The organism is Bariatricus sp. HCP28S3_A7 (genome assembly GCF_052066375.1).
Lineage (GTDB): Bacteria > Bacillota > Clostridia > Lachnospirales > Lachnospiraceae > Allocoprococcus.
Window position 1 is genome coordinate 56,412 of the sequence record NZ_JBQHSG010000009.1, and the last position, 14,088, is coordinate 70,499.

Sequence of the window (14,088 nt, forward strand, 5' to 3'; positions counted from 1 at the left end):
AAGATTTATGCTTCTTCTTCAACTTTTACCAGATGTCTTACCTGCTGCACCATTCCTCTGACTGCAGCATTATCCGGCAATACAACTGTTTTATTTACTTTTCTCAGCCCTAAAGCTTCTACTGTTTTTTTATGTTTCGGAACAGCACCGATTGTAGATTTCACTAATGTGATTTTCAAATTTGCCATCTGTAATCTCCTCCTTAGCCTAAAATCTCTTCAACAGATTTTCCGCGAAGTTTAGCTACTTTTTCTGGAGCTTTCAGTTCACTTAAACCATTGATTGTAGCAAGTACTACATTCTGCTTATTGTTTGAACCAAGAGATTTTGTACGAATGTTCTTGATTCCGGCAAGCTCGATAACGGCACGAGCCGGTCCACCAGCGATAACACCGGTACCTTCCGGAGCTTTCTTCAGAAGTACAGAAGCACTTCCGAATTTTCCGATATAGTCATGTGTAATACTTTCATTTTCATCTAATGTTACTGTGATGAGTTTCTTCATGGCATCTTCTTTTCCTTTGCGGATCGCTTCCGGAATTTCTGCTGCCTTTCCTAAACCTGCACCAACATGGCCGTTTCCATCTCCGACAACTACTAAAGCTGTGAATCTCATGTTACGACCACCCTTAACAACTTTGGTAACACGTTTAATTGATACTACTTTTTCGGTAAGTTCTAACTGTTTAGCATCAATACGTTCCTGTTTCATGTGTGCGCCTCCTTACTAGAAATTCAAACCAGCTTCTCTAGCTGCGTCTGCTAATGCTTTAATTTTTCCGTGGTAGATGAATCCACCTCTGTCAAATACAACTGTTGTAATACCTTTTTCCAATGCCTTCTTTGCAATAACAGTTCCAAGGTATGCTGCTGCTTCAACGTTGTTGGTCTTTTCCAGTTCAGCTTTTACATCTTTCTGAAGAGTGGAAGCTGAGACAAGAGTATTTCCAACAGTATCGTCAATGATCTGAGCATACATATGATTATTACTTCTAAACACAGCAAGACGCGGTCTTTCAGCTGTTCCGCTGAAACGGTTGCGTAATTTTCTATGCTTATTTTCACGAACTTCGCTTCTAGATTTTTTACTAACCATTTGTTCACACTCTCCTTACTTATTTTTTACCAGTCTTACCAACTTTACGTCTAATAACTTCATCAGCATATTTGATACCTTTACCTTTGTAAGGTTCCGGTCTTCTCTTATCTCTGATTTCAGCTGCATACTGGCCAACTTTTTCTTTGCTAATTCCCTTAACGATGATTTTGTTCTGTCCTTCAAGAACCGTTTCAATTCCTTCTGGATCTTCCATCTCAACCGGGTGAGAGTATCCCAAACTCAATGTTAATTTATTTCCAGATTTTGCTGCTCTGTAACCAACACCGTTGATCTCAAGAACTTTCTGATAACCTTCTGTTACACCAATCACCATGTTATTAATAAGAGTTCTTGTAAGACCATGTAAAGATTTCATCTTCTTTAAGTCATTCGGTCTTGTTACTACAACTTCGTCGCCTTCTTTTTTGATTTCCATTTCAACCGGAAGTTCTCTAACGAGAGTTCCTTTTGGACCTGTAACGGTCACTACATTATTCTCTGCGATTTCAACAGTTACACCTGCCGGGATCGCTACCGGATGTCTTCCAATACGTGACATGCCTTTTACCTCCTACACTTACATTCTCGGAATGAGTGCTGTGCTCATTCTGTTTTCAGTTGCTACTTTATATTACCAGATAAAGCAAAGAACTTCTCCGCCTACGCCAAGTTTTCTTGCTTCTTTATCAGTAATGACTCCCTGATTTGTAGAAATAATAGCTGTTCCAAGTCCTCCGAGTACCTTCGGGAGTTCGTCTTTACCAGCGTAAACGCGAAGACCCGGTTTAGAGATTTTCTTCAGACCAGAAATAACTTTCTCATTTTTATCTGCACCGTATTTTAATGTGATGCGGATTGTGTTGAAGCTGCCTTCTTCTACGATATCGTATTTTGCAATATATCCCTCATTCAGAAGAATATCTGCAATAGCGATTTTCATTTTAGATGCCGGAACATCAACTGTATCATGTTTTGCAGTATTTGCATTACGGATTCTTGTAAGCATATCTGCAATTGGATCACTCATAGTCATCTGGATTGTCCTCCTTTTCTACCAACTTGCTTTCTTAACGCCCGGAATTTCACCCTTGTATGCCAGTTCACGGAAGCATACACGGCAGATTCCATATTTTCTTAAATATGCATGTGGACGTCCGCAGATTCTGCAGCGATTGTATTCTCTTGTAGAGAATTTCTGTTTGCGCTGCTGTTTCAGTTTCATTGCTGTCTTTGCCATGAAAATTTCCTCCTTACTTTGTGAATGGCATGTTGAACTGTGTTAATAATTCACGAGCTTCTTCGTCAGTTCTTGCAGTTGTAACGAAGATAACATCCATACCTCTTACTTTATCCACTTTATCGTACTCGATTTCAGGGAAGATCAGCTGCTCTTTGATTCCAAGAGCGTAATTTCCTCTTCCGTCAAATGCGTTCGGGTTAACTCCTCTAAAGTCACGAACTCGCGGCAGTGCAAGGTTGATCAGACGATCAACGAATTCATACATCTTCTCGCCTCTTAATGTAACCTTGCATCCAATTGCCATACCTTCACGGATTTTGAAGTTAGCAACAGATTTCTTAGCTCTTGTAAGAACCGCTTTCTGTCCGGTAATTTTTTCCATATCAGCTACTGCTGAGTCTAATGCTTTTGCATTATCTTTTGCTTCGCCAACACCCATGTTGATTACAACTTTATCGAGTTTTGGCACTTCCATAATATTCTTATAACCAAATTTCTTGATCATTGCATCAACGATCTCATTCTGGTACTGTTCTTTCAGTCTACTCAAAGCTCTGGACCTCCTTCCTCGAATTAATCAATCACTTCGCCTGTTGATTTAGCAAAACGAACTTTCTTGTCTCCTTCAAGTTTAAAACCAACTCTTGTGGCTTCTCCCTTGTGCACATACATTACGTTGGACGCATCGATCGGTCCTTCCTGATGGATGATTCCACCTTCCGGATTGGAAGCGCTCGGTTTTGTATGTTTTGTTCTCATGTTAACATTTTCCACAAGGACAGTTCCGTCTTTTTTATTAACAGCGATTACTTTGCCTTCTTTGTCTTTGTCTTTTCCGGCGATTACTTTAACAGTATCACCTTTCTTGATCTTCATTGTTGACATATTCGAACCTCCTTACAGTACTTCCGGAGCCAGGGAAACAATTTTCATAAACTGTTTCTCACGAAGTTCTCTGGCTACAGGTCCAAAAATACGAGTTCCTCTTGGGTTTTTGTCATCTTTTATAATTACTGCAGCATTCTCGTCGAATCTGATGTAAGAACCATCTTTACGACGTGTGCTGTTTACAGTACGAACTACAACAGCTTTTACTACATCACCTTTTTTAACAACGCCGCCTGGTGTTGCATCTTTAACAGACGCAACGATCACATCGCCGATTGCTGCATATCTTCTTGTAGAACCGCCTAATACACGGATACAGAGTAATTCTTTAGCACCTGTGTTGTCAGCTACTTTTAATCTGCTTTCTTGCTGTATCATGCAGGTAAACCTCCTTATACTTATTCAAAGCCAAACTATTTAACTTCTTCTACGATTTCAACAAGTCTCCATCTCTTATCTTTCGATAACGGTCTTGTTTCCATAACTTTTACTCTATCGCCAATATTGCATTTATTCTCTTCATCATGCGCTTTTAATTTATAAGTTCTTTTTACGATCTTATTGTAAAGCGGATGTTTTACATGGTCTTCTACTGCAACAACGATTGTCTTATCCATCTTGTTGCTTACAACCTTGCCAACTCTCGTTTTTCTCAGGTTTCTTTCCACGGTTTTGCTCCTTTCTAGAACACTCTAAGCTACGCTGCTTATTCGTTGCCTTTTTCAGTAATCACTGTCTGAATTCTTGCGATGTTCTTTCTGACTTCTTTGATTCTGCTTGTATTATCTAACTGGTTTGTTGCGTTCTGGAATCTCAGGTTAAAGAGTTCCTTTTTAGCAGCTACTAATTCTTCGTTCAGCTCCGCAACTGATTTTGCTTTTAAATCTTCTACGAATGTCTTAATTTTCACTGTTATCACCGCCTTCTAAATCTGCACGAGAAACGACTTTACATTTGCATGGTAACTTGTGCATAGCCAGACGAAGTGCTTCTCTTGCAACTTCTTCAGGTACTCCTGACAGCTCAAACATAACACGTCCTGGCTTAACAACTGCTACCCAGTATTCAAGAGTTCCTTTACCAGAACCCATACGAGTTTCAGCCGGTTTTGTTGTTACTGGTTTATCCGGGAAAATCTTAATCCAAACTTTACCACCACGCTTGATGTAACGTGTCATAGCAATACGGGCAGCTTCGATCTGATTGGATTTGATCCAACATGGTTCCATTGCCACAAGACCATATTCACCGTTCGTGATCTTGTTTCCTCTTAATGCTTTACCCTTCATGGAGCCACGGAACTGTTTTCTACGTTTTACTCTTTTTGGCATTAACATTATTTATCGCTCCCTTCCTTACTTGCCTTTGTTGGAAGTACTTCGCCTTTGTATACCCATACCTTAACACCAACTTTTCCATAAGTTGTGTCTGCTTCAGCGAAGCCATAGTCAATGTCTGCTCTTAATGTCTGAAGCGGAATCGTTCCTTCACTGTAGAACTCTGTACGAGCCATATCAGCTCCGCCAAGACGTCCTGATACAGAAGTCTTAACACCAAGCGCTCCTGCTTTCATAGTTCTGGACATGCAGGACTTCATTGCACGACGGAATGAAATACGGTTTTCCAGCTGCTGTGCAATATTCTCAGCTACTAACTGTGCGTCCTTATCCGGTCTCTTCACTTCTTTGATATCAACGATAACTTTTTTATCCGTCATTTTCTGAAGTTCAGCTTTTACTTTTTCAATCTCTGAACCGCCTTTACCGATTACGACACCCGGTTTAGCAGTATAAATAATAATCTTCACACGGTCAGATGCTCTTTCGATTTCAATCTTAGAAACACCGGCACTATATAATTTCTTTTTAAGAAATACTCTGATTTTATGGTCTTCTACCAGGTAATCAGCGAAATCTTTCTCTGCATACCATTTTGAGTCCCAGTCTTTGATAACACCGACTCTCAAGCCATGAGGATTAACTTTCTGTCCCATGATTGTCCTCCTTATCTTTCATTCAGCACAAGTGTAATATGACTCATTCTCTTTTCGATTCTGTAAGCTCTGCCCTGTGCTCTCGGTCTGATTCTCTTCATTGTTGGTCCTTTATTTGCGTAACATTCCTCGATATAAAGGTTTTCAACATTCATACCATTGTTGTTTTCAGCATTAGCAATTGCTGACTCTAATAATTTCTTTATAATGCTTGAAGCGTATCTTGGGTTATATGTCAAAATACCAAGCGCTGTCTGTACATCCTTACCTCTGATGGCATCTAATACGAAGCATGCTTTCTGAACAGAGACTCTAGCGTAAGATAACTTAGCTGATGGTCTGGTGTCTTTATTTGCATTTCTTTCTCTCTTAATTTGACTTCTATGTCCTTTTGCCATGGGATGAAACCTCCTTTCAATACGTTAAATATTATCTAACTTTGGATTTCTTTTCGTCTTTTCCATGTCCTCTGTAGGTTCTGGTTGCAACGAACTCTCCGAGTTTGTGTCCAACCATATCCTCTGTTACATATACCGGAACGTGTTTTCTTCCGTCATGAACTGCAATTGTATGTCCAACCATAATCGGGAAGATTGTAGAACGGCGAGACCATGTTTTAATAACACCCTTGTCTCCTGATGCGTTCATTGCTTCCACTTTTTTCAGCAGACTTGCATCTGCAAATGGTCCTTTTTTAAGTGAACGAGCCATAGGTTATAACCTCCTTCAAAATTAACTATTTGATTCCTCTACCGTCTTTTCTTCTGATGATCAGCTTATTAGACTGTTTGTTTTTCTTACGAGTCTTAAGGCCAAGTGCCGGTTTACCCCAAGGTGTGCACGGACCCGGACGACCAATTCCAGTCTTACCTTCACCACCACCATGTGGATGGTCATTCGGGTTCATTACAGAACCACGAACTGTAGGTCTGATACCCATATGACGTTTACGTCCTGCTTTACCAATATTTACCAGGTTGTGATCACCATTACCAACCACACCAACTGATGCGCGGCATTCGATCGGAACCATTCTCATTTCGCCTGAAGGAAGACGAAGTGTTGCATATTTACCTTCTTTAGCCATTAACTGAGCACTGTTTCCTGCAGAACGAACCATCTGTCCGCCTTTTCCAGGATGAAGCTCAATGTTGTGGATCTGTGTACCAACCGGGATGCAGCTGAGCGGCAGGCAGTTTCCTACATGTACTTCCGCTTCCGGTCCGTTCATAACTTTCATTCCATCCTTAAGTCCTTCCGGTGCAAGGATGTATGCTTTCTCGCCGTCTGCATAACAGATCAATGCGATGTTAGCTGTTCTGTTCGGATCGTATTCAATTCCGATTACAGTAGCCGGGATTCCGTCTTTTTTACGTTTAAAATCCACAATTCTATATTTTCTCTTAACTCCGCCTCCGCGGTGTCTTACAGTAATTTTACCCTGATTGTTACGTCCGGCTGTCTTATTCAAAGATACAACTAAGGATTTTTCCGGAGTTGTCTTTGTGATTTCTGAGAAATCAGAACCGGTCATATGTCTTCTGGATGGTGTATATGGGCGGTATGTTTTAATTCCCATTACTCTATCTCCTTTCGTTACTTCTAATTATTAGTGTCACGGAATTGCACCGTTTAATCAGTTTGTTCTTACAGTCCCTGGAAGATTTCAATCTCTGCTGAGTCTTCTGTTAACTGAACAATCGCTTTCTTTGTTTTCGCTGTCTTTCCAAATGTCATGCCACGACGTTTTGTCTTGCCATCAAGATTCATTGTATTCACTCCGGCAACTTTTGTTCCCGGGAACATTTTTTCAACAGCTTCTTTCACCTGATTCTTTGTAGCTTCTGTGTGAACTAAGAACGTGTATTTCTTATCAGCCATAAGCTCCATTGTTTTTTCTGTAATTACCGGTTTAAGGATTACATCATAATACTGAACGTTTGCCATTATGCGTACACCTCCTCAATCGCTTCAACAGCAGCTTTCGTAGCGATCACTGTGTTGTATTTCAGGATATCATACACATTGATTGTATTTGTTTTGGCTGTCTTAACATCAGCAATGTTTCTTGCAGAAAGTTCTGCATTCACATTTCCATCTTCCAATACAACTAATGCTTTAGATACTGACAGGTTGTTTAATACTGCCTGGAATTTCTTTGTCTTGATTTCATCAAAATTCATCTCATCAACTACGATGAATTTGTTTTCTTCTACTCTGGAAGTAAGTGCAGACTTAAGAGCTGCTCTCTTTTCTTTCTTGTTCATCTTGAAAGAATAGTCTCTCGGAACCGGTGCGAATACTACGCCGCCGCCTGTCCACTGTGGAGCTCTTGTAGATCCCTGTCTCGCATGACCGGTACCTTTCTGTCTCCACGGTTTTCTTCCACCACCGGAAACTTCAGAACGAGTTTTCGCTTTCTGCGTTCCCTGGCGATTATTTGCAAGCTGGTTAACAACTGCCATGTGTACAAGATGTTCGTTAACTTCTACACCGAAAATAGCGTCGTTCAGTTCGATTGTACCAACTTCTTTGCCTTCGATATTGTAAACAGATACGTTTGCCATCTGTGTGTTCCTCCTTTCCTAGTGCAAATCTTAGATAGATTTTACAGATTCCTTAATAGTTACTAAAGATTTCTTTGGTCCCGGTACGGCACCTTTTACTAAGAGCAGGTTGTTCTCAGCATCTACTCTTACAACTTCAAGGTTCTGAACTGTAATTCTCTTTGCTCCCATGTGTCCCGGCATTCCTTTTCCTTTGAATACCTTGCTCGGGTCAGAACAAGCACCGTTTGAACCTGCATGACGATGGAATTTAGAGCCATGCGCCATAGGTCCTCTGTGCTGATTGTGTCTCTTGATTGCACCCTGGAATCCTTTACCCTTTGAAATTGCTGTTGCGTCAACTTTGTCGCCAGCCTCAAAGATGTCAGCTTTAATTTCCTGAGCCAGCTGATATTCATCAGCGTTCTCGAATTTGAATTCTCTTACGAATCTTTTTCCTGTTACGCCAGCTTTGTCAAAATGTCCTTTTTCAGCTTTTGTAACACCGTGTCTATGCACGATTTCTTTCTTTCCGTTCTTGTCCACGTTAACGATCTTTTCTTTCTTGTCAACGAATCCAACCTGAACAGCACTGTAACCGTCATTCTCAACAGTCTTGATCTGTGTCACAACACAAGGACCTGCCTGAAGAACAGTTACCGGAGTCAATACTCCATCTTCGTTGAAGATTTGAGTCATTCCGACTTTTGTAGCTAAGATAGCTTTCTTCATTATAATTACCTCCTGTGATTTACAGCGGAACATCGGATTGATGTTCATCCTAAATTTTAGGAATTACTGTGTTCTTATTTTGTTTTCATTTTGATATCAATATATACACCAGCCGGCATTTCCAATCTGGAAAGAGCATCAACCGTCTTCTGTGTCGGTGCAATGATATCAATCAGTCTCTTATGAGTTCTCTGTTCGAACTGTTCTCTGGAGTATTTGTATTTGTGAACCGCTCTTAAGATTGTTACAACTTCCTTCTTTGTCGGAAGCGGTACCGGTCCGCTAACCTGTGCTCCATTCTTCTTTACAGTTTCGATGATTTTCTTGGCAGATGCATCAATCAGCTGATGGTCATATGCCTTCAATGTGATTCTCATTACTTGACTTGCCATAAAAAAAGTCGCCTCCTTTTCGTACTTAAACCTCAGTACGACAAGCGGTGACTGTACACTTCCCCGTGTGTGTCGTGAGAAACTCACACGTTGTTACCGCATCTCAGCGGCTGTTATGATTCAGTACAGTGACTTGTCGCCAGTTTCCTAACTTGACATTCGCTCCACGGAAAACCTGCCATATCAGGCAGCAACCTCACGCTTCACAGCTATCATGTCACAGCTTTTTCAGTATACAAGATATCTTTCTTATTTGCAAGGCTTTTCCGAAAAATATTGTATTTTTTTAGGTACAATCCCACCAACCGTATGCATTTATAAAAATACATTTTTTTGCATTTCGCTTATTGACACCATCACAATAAAGTGTTATAGTGTAACCAACTTAATCGAAAGCAATAAACCAAGGACGGTTTCCAAGAAAGTTGGATATCGTCTTTTTTTATTTTTTCAATTAGGTATAAACCGATTGGTTGCTGTTGCAGTTATATCATTGCCGATTGTTTCCCCCAAGAATAATCCTGCGATGGTAAAACTCAATTTATATATACTTCCTCTTTCGAGGAGCATTCCCCAGCTTTGTATATAGACAAGACTGCAAGGCAACGAGGAAAAACCTCTCAATGACATACCAAAAAGAAAAGGCACGACTACAGTCGTGCCTTTTCTCTTTTAATCAGGCCTTTCTTAATGGTATGTAATTTACATTTTTCTAACATTGTCCGCTCTCCGGTGCAAGAAAATATACATGGTATTTTTGCGTATCTATTTCAGGAAAAGGAACAAACTCAAGTCCTTCCACTTCAAAATGCAACTTTTCTTTCATTGGTCGGATTTTCTCAAGATCCGGGAGTGGAAAGAATTCTTCCACATCAGACAGCGCCGCAAGAATATAGGGCCCATAGGCGAGATTCACAAACCTGCAGTCTGACGGATTTTTCACAACACGTAGCTGCATCGGCAAATGCAGAACGATTTCATCATCCGACCTGCATTGTTCCCCGACACAGAGATATCCATCTTCCAATGTAATTCTGCTTATTTCTCTCCCGTTAAGTTCCGCCCGGAGTCCATCTTCCGCCCAGGATGGAATGTGAATCTTAAGTCCCTTGTCCATATCATTTCGGCATACCACTTTTACGATTCCGTCCGTTTCCGAAGTGTCAACTTCTATTGAAGCCTCCCCACCCAAAACCGAATCAATCAAAAGATTAACATACACATATTTTTCATCCGTTGCATAGATATTTTCCATATAACGGAATCTACTTTCCATTCCCGTTCCATGACAGCATGTATTTTCTGTTGTCGAATACGCTTTTTGTTGTCCCGGTCCCAGCGGCATGAAATAAGTGGTTCCTCCGTCATCAGCATGGCTGGCCGATGTAAGGATATGATTGCGGAGCGTATTATCATAATAATCCATCATCGCCCCATCAACAGTATACTCAAACAACTGCGCCGTCAGCCTAAGCATATTATAGCTCGCGCAACTTTCAGCTGCTTTTTCTGTCAGATAGTCGCATGTCGTTCCGGCACAGTGGAACATTTCCGTTTCTCCCACACCACCGATACAATACGCATGATCTGCGGTCACAATTTTCCAGAAATTTTTTCCGATTCTCCACCATTTTTCTTCTTTCGTCACCCGGAATAACTCCATCGCTCCTATAATTTGAGGAATGTGCTGATTTGCATGCACATCTTCCAATGTATCGCACTTTTCCAGCATCGGATAAAATAGTTTATCATTCACAAAAAAGCACGCAGCTTTTAAATGATTTTCTTTCCCGGTAATCTGATACAGTTTTACCATCGTACCCAACATGCCACCAAATTCTCCAGCAATGTACATTGACCACATTCGATCGAGTACTTCCCTCGAAAGACGCGAAAGCCTGTCATAAACCCAGTCCCCCATCTTTTCTAATATTATTTTCGCTTTTTCACATCCGGCAATCTGAAAGCAATCATACAGCCCACACATAATTTTATCCAAAGTATAATAAGGTGCCCATATTTCCGGATAACGCGTGAATTGTTCTAACAGATCAAACTGTTCTTCATCATAGGCGCTCAAATACCCTGTATGATGTTCTCCCGACTCAGCAAATGCCACCTGACATTCCTCAAGTCCGTCCACAATATAATTTATTTTCTCCCGGAATTTCGGGTTCCCTGTAGCCCCCCAGGCCAGTGCCAATCCTGACATATAATGCCCTGTCGTATGCCCTTTTAATTTACAGTTTTCTTCATCCCAACCGGTCATAGGCGCCGCACCATGCGTATCCAGACCGGATGCTCTCCGGAAATTATACAACATTTGATCATCGTCTATGTTCAAAAGATAGTTCAGCATATTCTGCTGGCGTTCATAAAAGATCGTCCCCTCTTTAAGCCGCACTTGCCCAATCGGCAAAAACTCCACCTTTCTTTTTGGTATGTCATAATGAGTTTCTTCTATATTATAATAATGTATACTGGCAATTGCGCTCTCCTTATATTTTTCTACAATCCCCCGCACATGTATGATTCCTTCTTTCCAAAGTGGTTCATATTTCTCCCACTTAACAGGTAGTGTGGTTCTACGTCCGTCCGTAGTTCTCGCAATCACCACTGACGGTAGTGCCGCTTTTTCTCCTGGCATCGCTTCCAAATTCACTTCCAGAATTTCCGCTACAATATTTTCTTTCTTTTCCTGCAGAACCGTTGCCTCAAATTCACGCTCCTCGCTGTACCCTTCGTACACTGCTTTTACTTTCAATTTGACATTCCGATTTCCCATGCCATATAGCGGCCTGTGAACTTTACCGTCAGCCCTGATAAATCTTTCCTCTTCTGTAAACCAATTTAATACAGAACCATATTTCCCATGCAGCGGCAGACTCAAATCTTCATCTACCGTATTCAAATTCCCGATATAGATAGAATCTACATCCATTTTTACAATTTCTTCCGGTTTTAATTTTGCTAAATACTCACTCATATGTTTCTCCTTTTCAGCCGCATTCGATACTCAAAGCCATTCTTCCACCATGTTCGCATCAATTACACTGTAATATTGGATTCTTATCACAAATACCTCATTCATTGTACCAAAGTATTTCCACATTGACCAGATATCTATTCATCCATTACTCCAAAATACTCTCTTAATTCTTACAGCGAATATTAATTGACCGAAAGTCATTATTTTGCTTATATAAATTGACTTTTGTCAATTTTGCATTTATAATACGAATTGCGAAATCATTTCCGACAATTATAATTTCACTTTGACAAGGGGAGAATATACCATGGGGAAGGTAGACGAAAACAAACAGCAAAAATCCGATGCCCTCTATCGGAGCGCCTATGATTTGTTCATAGAACAGGGCATCGAGAAAACCTCCATTAGCGACATCGCCAAGTATGCAGGTGTAGCAAAGGGAACATTTTATCTTTATTTTACAGACAAATATGAATTACGCGACCGGCTCATAGCCAAAATAACAGGGAATCTTTTTCTTGCCGCCTGGCAGGCTCTGGAGTCTTCTCACACTCCCCAGTTTGAAGACCGAATTATTTTTATTGTAGATTATATTCTGGAGCGTATGAAGGAAAATAAACCAATGCTTCGCTTTATTTCCAAAAATCTGAGCTGGGGAATTTTCAAGCAGGCAATTTTACAAAGTAACGACGAAGAAGAGATCAATGTAAAGGAACTGTACAGAAACCATCTTCTAGAGAATCCTGTCGTTAAACTCAGAGATCCCGAAACAATGATGTTTCTAATCATCGAGCTTGCAAGTTCTACCTCTTACAGCACAATTCTGGAAAACGATCCAATGCCTTTTGAGGATCTCAAACCTTATCTCAACGCGAGCATTCGCGCAATTATTAAGAATCATGTGATTTCATAAAGAAAGAAAAGAGACGCTTTACGTGTCTCTTTTTCGCATTTTCAGCTTCAAAAGCGCCGTAACCTTTCTGGCGTCAAGCTGTGTCACATTATTTTCCCCGACCATATTGGTCTCGACACCTTCTGCGCTTTTATTGATATCCAGAATTCCGTCCAGATAGTCATTCGTCACAACAAACTGTCCAACCGTTCCGCTGAATTTAAGGCCCGCAACCGGAATTCCACGGATTTCCATCTGCTCCACCGTATTTGCAAAATCCACATCACTGTTCCCCCATCCGTCAGAGGAAAGTATCACTCCGTCAGCGCGCATGGCTTCCGCCCAAACAGCAGCGCGAGTTCCTACCAGCAATTTATCGGCATTGTCATCCGGAGTTCCCACAATCATGATCCCCATCAGATCCAAATCCTCGTCCGCCGAAACCACATCCAGCAGCGGATCCCGAAAATGATGTAACGACGTTTCTTTTGTAGATGGCCCAATTCCCATATTCTCTACCTCCTACTGCATAGAACGGATGATCCCGTCCCGATATTCATTCGGCGTTACGATTACCGGCATGTTCCCCATGTCAATGATCGAATGTCCGCCTTCTGTTCCGGAAGGTTCTTTTCCGAAGAGCGATGTATCATACATAGCCCCTTGCCCGGCAACCTGCTTTATGATTAATATGCGTTTTTTTCCCGGCCGCGCGACATCATGGTATTCATGCCGTTCTGTACACAAATCACCCCGAAATTTTTTCATCTGTTCCCGGAATATTTGAATAAACTCATCGCACGCACGATGCGCTGCAAGAACACCTTCCCGTTCCTGTCCCATTCCCGCTTTCAGTACCACATCAAAGGACAGAATATAATCTTCATCCCCCGGGGTCCCCGCACGATTCAGATATAATTTCTCTTTTAGCTTTCCTTCCGAAGAGCCAAATTCATGCGTCTGCTTTCCATTTACATCCACCCCTGTCAAAATTACATACGCTCCGGTAAGAGTATGTGTGATTCCATCCCCCAATTTTCCGAGTACTTTTGTAGAAATCGGAATGATATCCATCATTGTATTGGTAAAACGATCATGATCACAAGGAGGAATAATCTGTATATCCATTTTCTCGAGCTGCGGATGTTTTTCAAGGATTCCTTCAAGAACCGAAACATCCACCGTCATCACCCCATCCGGAGTCACTCTGTTCTCTTCACCGTAGGACACATCCCGAACGTGAAATGCCTTTATTACAAGGCGGCGTAAATCTTTTTCCATAGCGTCCTCCTGCCATTTTTCTTTCCAACCATTATA

At 41.2% G+C, this 14,088-nt stretch carries 24 protein-coding genes; 1 reads left to right on the forward strand and 23 read right to left on the reverse strand.

All coding sequences use genetic code 11. From position 1 onward, the window contains the following. Nucleotides 1-5: 5 nt before the first annotated feature. From rpmD to ACTNA4_RS08250, 21 genes are all read right to left on the reverse strand, one after another. Nucleotides 6-188: a 50S ribosomal protein L30 gene (gene rpmD / locus ACTNA4_RS08150; RefSeq protein WP_427806706.1), complete on the reverse strand. Its 183-nt coding sequence runs from the start codon at nucleotides 186-188 to the stop codon at nucleotides 6-8. Nucleotides 189-202: 14 nt separating this feature from the next. Continuing rightward, nucleotides 203-712 (reverse strand): 30S ribosomal protein S5, encoded by a 510-nt coding sequence (gene rpsE, locus ACTNA4_RS08155; protein ID WP_427806705.1) that lies wholly within the window; start codon nucleotides 710-712, stop codon nucleotides 203-205. A 15-nt stretch (nucleotides 713-727) separates the two neighbouring features. Next, a complete protein-coding gene (gene rplR / locus ACTNA4_RS08160; RefSeq protein WP_427806704.1) occupies nucleotides 728-1,096 on the reverse strand; it encodes a 50S ribosomal protein L18 in 369 nt (122 codons plus the stop codon). 19 nt (nucleotides 1,097-1,115) lie between these two features. Beyond that, nucleotides 1,116-1,658 carry a 50S ribosomal protein L6 gene (rplF, locus tag ACTNA4_RS08165; RefSeq protein ID WP_427806703.1) on the reverse strand — a complete coding sequence of 181 codons (543 nt, stop codon included), beginning with the start codon at nucleotides 1,656-1,658 and terminating at the stop codon, nucleotides 1,116-1,118. Between the two features lie 72 nt (nucleotides 1,659-1,730). Beyond that, nucleotides 1,731-2,132 (reverse strand): 30S ribosomal protein S8, encoded by a 402-nt coding sequence (gene rpsH / locus ACTNA4_RS08170; RefSeq protein WP_427806702.1) that lies wholly within the window; start codon nucleotides 2,130-2,132, stop codon nucleotides 1,731-1,733. Nucleotides 2,133-2,150: 18 nt separating this feature from the next. After that, nucleotides 2,151-2,336 (reverse strand): type Z 30S ribosomal protein S14, encoded by a 186-nt coding sequence (locus tag ACTNA4_RS08175; protein ID WP_008372546.1) that lies wholly within the window; start codon nucleotides 2,334-2,336, stop codon nucleotides 2,151-2,153. A gap of 13 nt (nucleotides 2,337-2,349) precedes the next feature. Further along, on the reverse strand, nucleotides 2,350-2,889 hold the full coding sequence (gene rplE, locus ACTNA4_RS08180; RefSeq protein ID WP_427806701.1) for a 50S ribosomal protein L5: 540 nt from the start codon (nucleotides 2,887-2,889) through the stop codon (nucleotides 2,350-2,352). A 23-nt stretch (nucleotides 2,890-2,912) separates the two neighbouring features. Next, nucleotides 2,913-3,224, reverse strand: a complete 312-nt coding sequence (rplX, locus tag ACTNA4_RS08185) for a 50S ribosomal protein L24 (RefSeq protein WP_427806700.1) — start codon at nucleotides 3,222-3,224, stop codon at nucleotides 2,913-2,915. Nucleotides 3,225-3,236: 12 nt separating this feature from the next. Further along, complete coding sequence (gene rplN, locus ACTNA4_RS08190; RefSeq protein WP_427806699.1) at nucleotides 3,237-3,605, reverse strand: 50S ribosomal protein L14; 369 nt, start codon at nucleotides 3,603-3,605, stop codon at nucleotides 3,237-3,239. 35 nt (nucleotides 3,606-3,640) lie between these two features. Beyond that, nucleotides 3,641-3,895, reverse strand: coding sequence for a 30S ribosomal protein S17 (gene rpsQ, locus ACTNA4_RS08195; protein ID WP_427806698.1), 255 nt, complete (start codon nucleotides 3,893-3,895; stop codon nucleotides 3,641-3,643). Between the two features lie 38 nt (nucleotides 3,896-3,933). Next, nucleotides 3,934-4,137: a 50S ribosomal protein L29 gene (gene rpmC, locus ACTNA4_RS08200; RefSeq protein ID WP_427806697.1), complete on the reverse strand. Its 204-nt coding sequence runs from the start codon at nucleotides 4,135-4,137 to the stop codon at nucleotides 3,934-3,936. Further along, the gene (gene rplP / locus ACTNA4_RS08205; RefSeq protein ID WP_427806696.1) at nucleotides 4,127-4,564 is read right to left on the reverse strand and encodes a 50S ribosomal protein L16; all 438 of its coding nucleotides are present in this window, start codon (nucleotides 4,562-4,564) and stop codon (nucleotides 4,127-4,129) included. Before rplP ends, rpmC begins: the two co-directional genes overlap by 11 nt. Beyond that, nucleotides 4,564-5,220: a 30S ribosomal protein S3 gene (gene rpsC / locus ACTNA4_RS08210; RefSeq protein WP_427806694.1), complete on the reverse strand. Its 657-nt coding sequence runs from the start codon at nucleotides 5,218-5,220 to the stop codon at nucleotides 4,564-4,566. Before rpsC ends, rplP begins: the two co-directional genes overlap by 1 nt. Nucleotides 5,221-5,231: 11 nt before the next feature. Beyond that, entirely contained in the window at nucleotides 5,232-5,618 is a 387-nt protein-coding gene (rplV, locus tag ACTNA4_RS08215; protein WP_427806693.1) for a 50S ribosomal protein L22, read from the reverse strand. A 31-nt stretch (nucleotides 5,619-5,649) separates the two neighbouring features. After that, nucleotides 5,650-5,931 carry a 30S ribosomal protein S19 gene (gene rpsS, locus ACTNA4_RS08220; protein ID WP_008372528.1) on the reverse strand — a complete coding sequence of 94 codons (282 nt, stop codon included), beginning with the start codon at nucleotides 5,929-5,931 and terminating at the stop codon, nucleotides 5,650-5,652. A 25-nt stretch (nucleotides 5,932-5,956) separates the two neighbouring features. Next, nucleotides 5,957-6,799: a 50S ribosomal protein L2 gene (gene rplB / locus ACTNA4_RS08225; RefSeq protein ID WP_427806692.1), complete on the reverse strand. Its 843-nt coding sequence runs from the start codon at nucleotides 6,797-6,799 to the stop codon at nucleotides 5,957-5,959. A 68-nt stretch (nucleotides 6,800-6,867) separates the two neighbouring features. Further along, complete coding sequence (rplW, locus tag ACTNA4_RS08230) at nucleotides 6,868-7,167, reverse strand: 50S ribosomal protein L23 (protein WP_427806691.1); 300 nt, start codon at nucleotides 7,165-7,167, stop codon at nucleotides 6,868-6,870. After that, entirely contained in the window at nucleotides 7,167-7,787 is a 621-nt protein-coding gene (gene rplD / locus ACTNA4_RS08235; protein ID WP_427806690.1) for a 50S ribosomal protein L4, read from the reverse strand. Before rplD ends, rplW begins: the two co-directional genes overlap by 1 nt. Nucleotides 7,788-7,817: 30 nt before the next feature. Beyond that, nucleotides 7,818-8,498: a 50S ribosomal protein L3 gene (rplC, locus tag ACTNA4_RS08240; RefSeq protein WP_427806689.1), complete on the reverse strand. Its 681-nt coding sequence runs from the start codon at nucleotides 8,496-8,498 to the stop codon at nucleotides 7,818-7,820. 74 nt (nucleotides 8,499-8,572) lie between these two features. Beyond that, nucleotides 8,573-8,890 (reverse strand): 30S ribosomal protein S10, encoded by a 318-nt coding sequence (gene rpsJ / locus ACTNA4_RS08245; protein ID WP_441029560.1) that lies wholly within the window; start codon nucleotides 8,888-8,890, stop codon nucleotides 8,573-8,575. A gap of 712 nt (nucleotides 8,891-9,602) precedes the next feature. Further along, nucleotides 9,603-11,876 carry a beta-L-arabinofuranosidase domain-containing protein gene (locus ACTNA4_RS08250; RefSeq protein WP_441029563.1) on the reverse strand — a complete coding sequence of 758 codons (2,274 nt, stop codon included), beginning with the start codon at nucleotides 11,874-11,876 and terminating at the stop codon, nucleotides 9,603-9,605. 310 nt (nucleotides 11,877-12,186) lie between these two features. Between ACTNA4_RS08250 and ACTNA4_RS08255 the strand changes: the two genes are divergently transcribed. Continuing rightward, entirely contained in the window at nucleotides 12,187-12,792 is a 606-nt protein-coding gene (locus ACTNA4_RS08255; protein ID WP_427818796.1) for a TetR/AcrR family transcriptional regulator, read from the forward strand. An 18-nt stretch (nucleotides 12,793-12,810) separates the two neighbouring features. Here the strand turns inward: ACTNA4_RS08255 and ACTNA4_RS08260 are convergent, their stop codons facing one another. Together ACTNA4_RS08260 and prdD are read right to left on the reverse strand one after the other, a co-directional pair. Further along, nucleotides 12,811-13,281, reverse strand: coding sequence for a glycine/sarcosine/betaine reductase component B subunit (locus tag ACTNA4_RS08260; protein ID WP_427818795.1), 471 nt, complete (start codon nucleotides 13,279-13,281; stop codon nucleotides 12,811-12,813). Nucleotides 13,282-13,293: 12 nt separating this feature from the next. After that, a complete protein-coding gene (gene prdD, locus ACTNA4_RS08265; protein WP_441029566.1) occupies nucleotides 13,294-14,052 on the reverse strand; it encodes a proline reductase cluster protein PrdD in 759 nt (252 codons plus the stop codon). Nucleotides 14,053-14,088 lie beyond the last annotated feature (36 nt).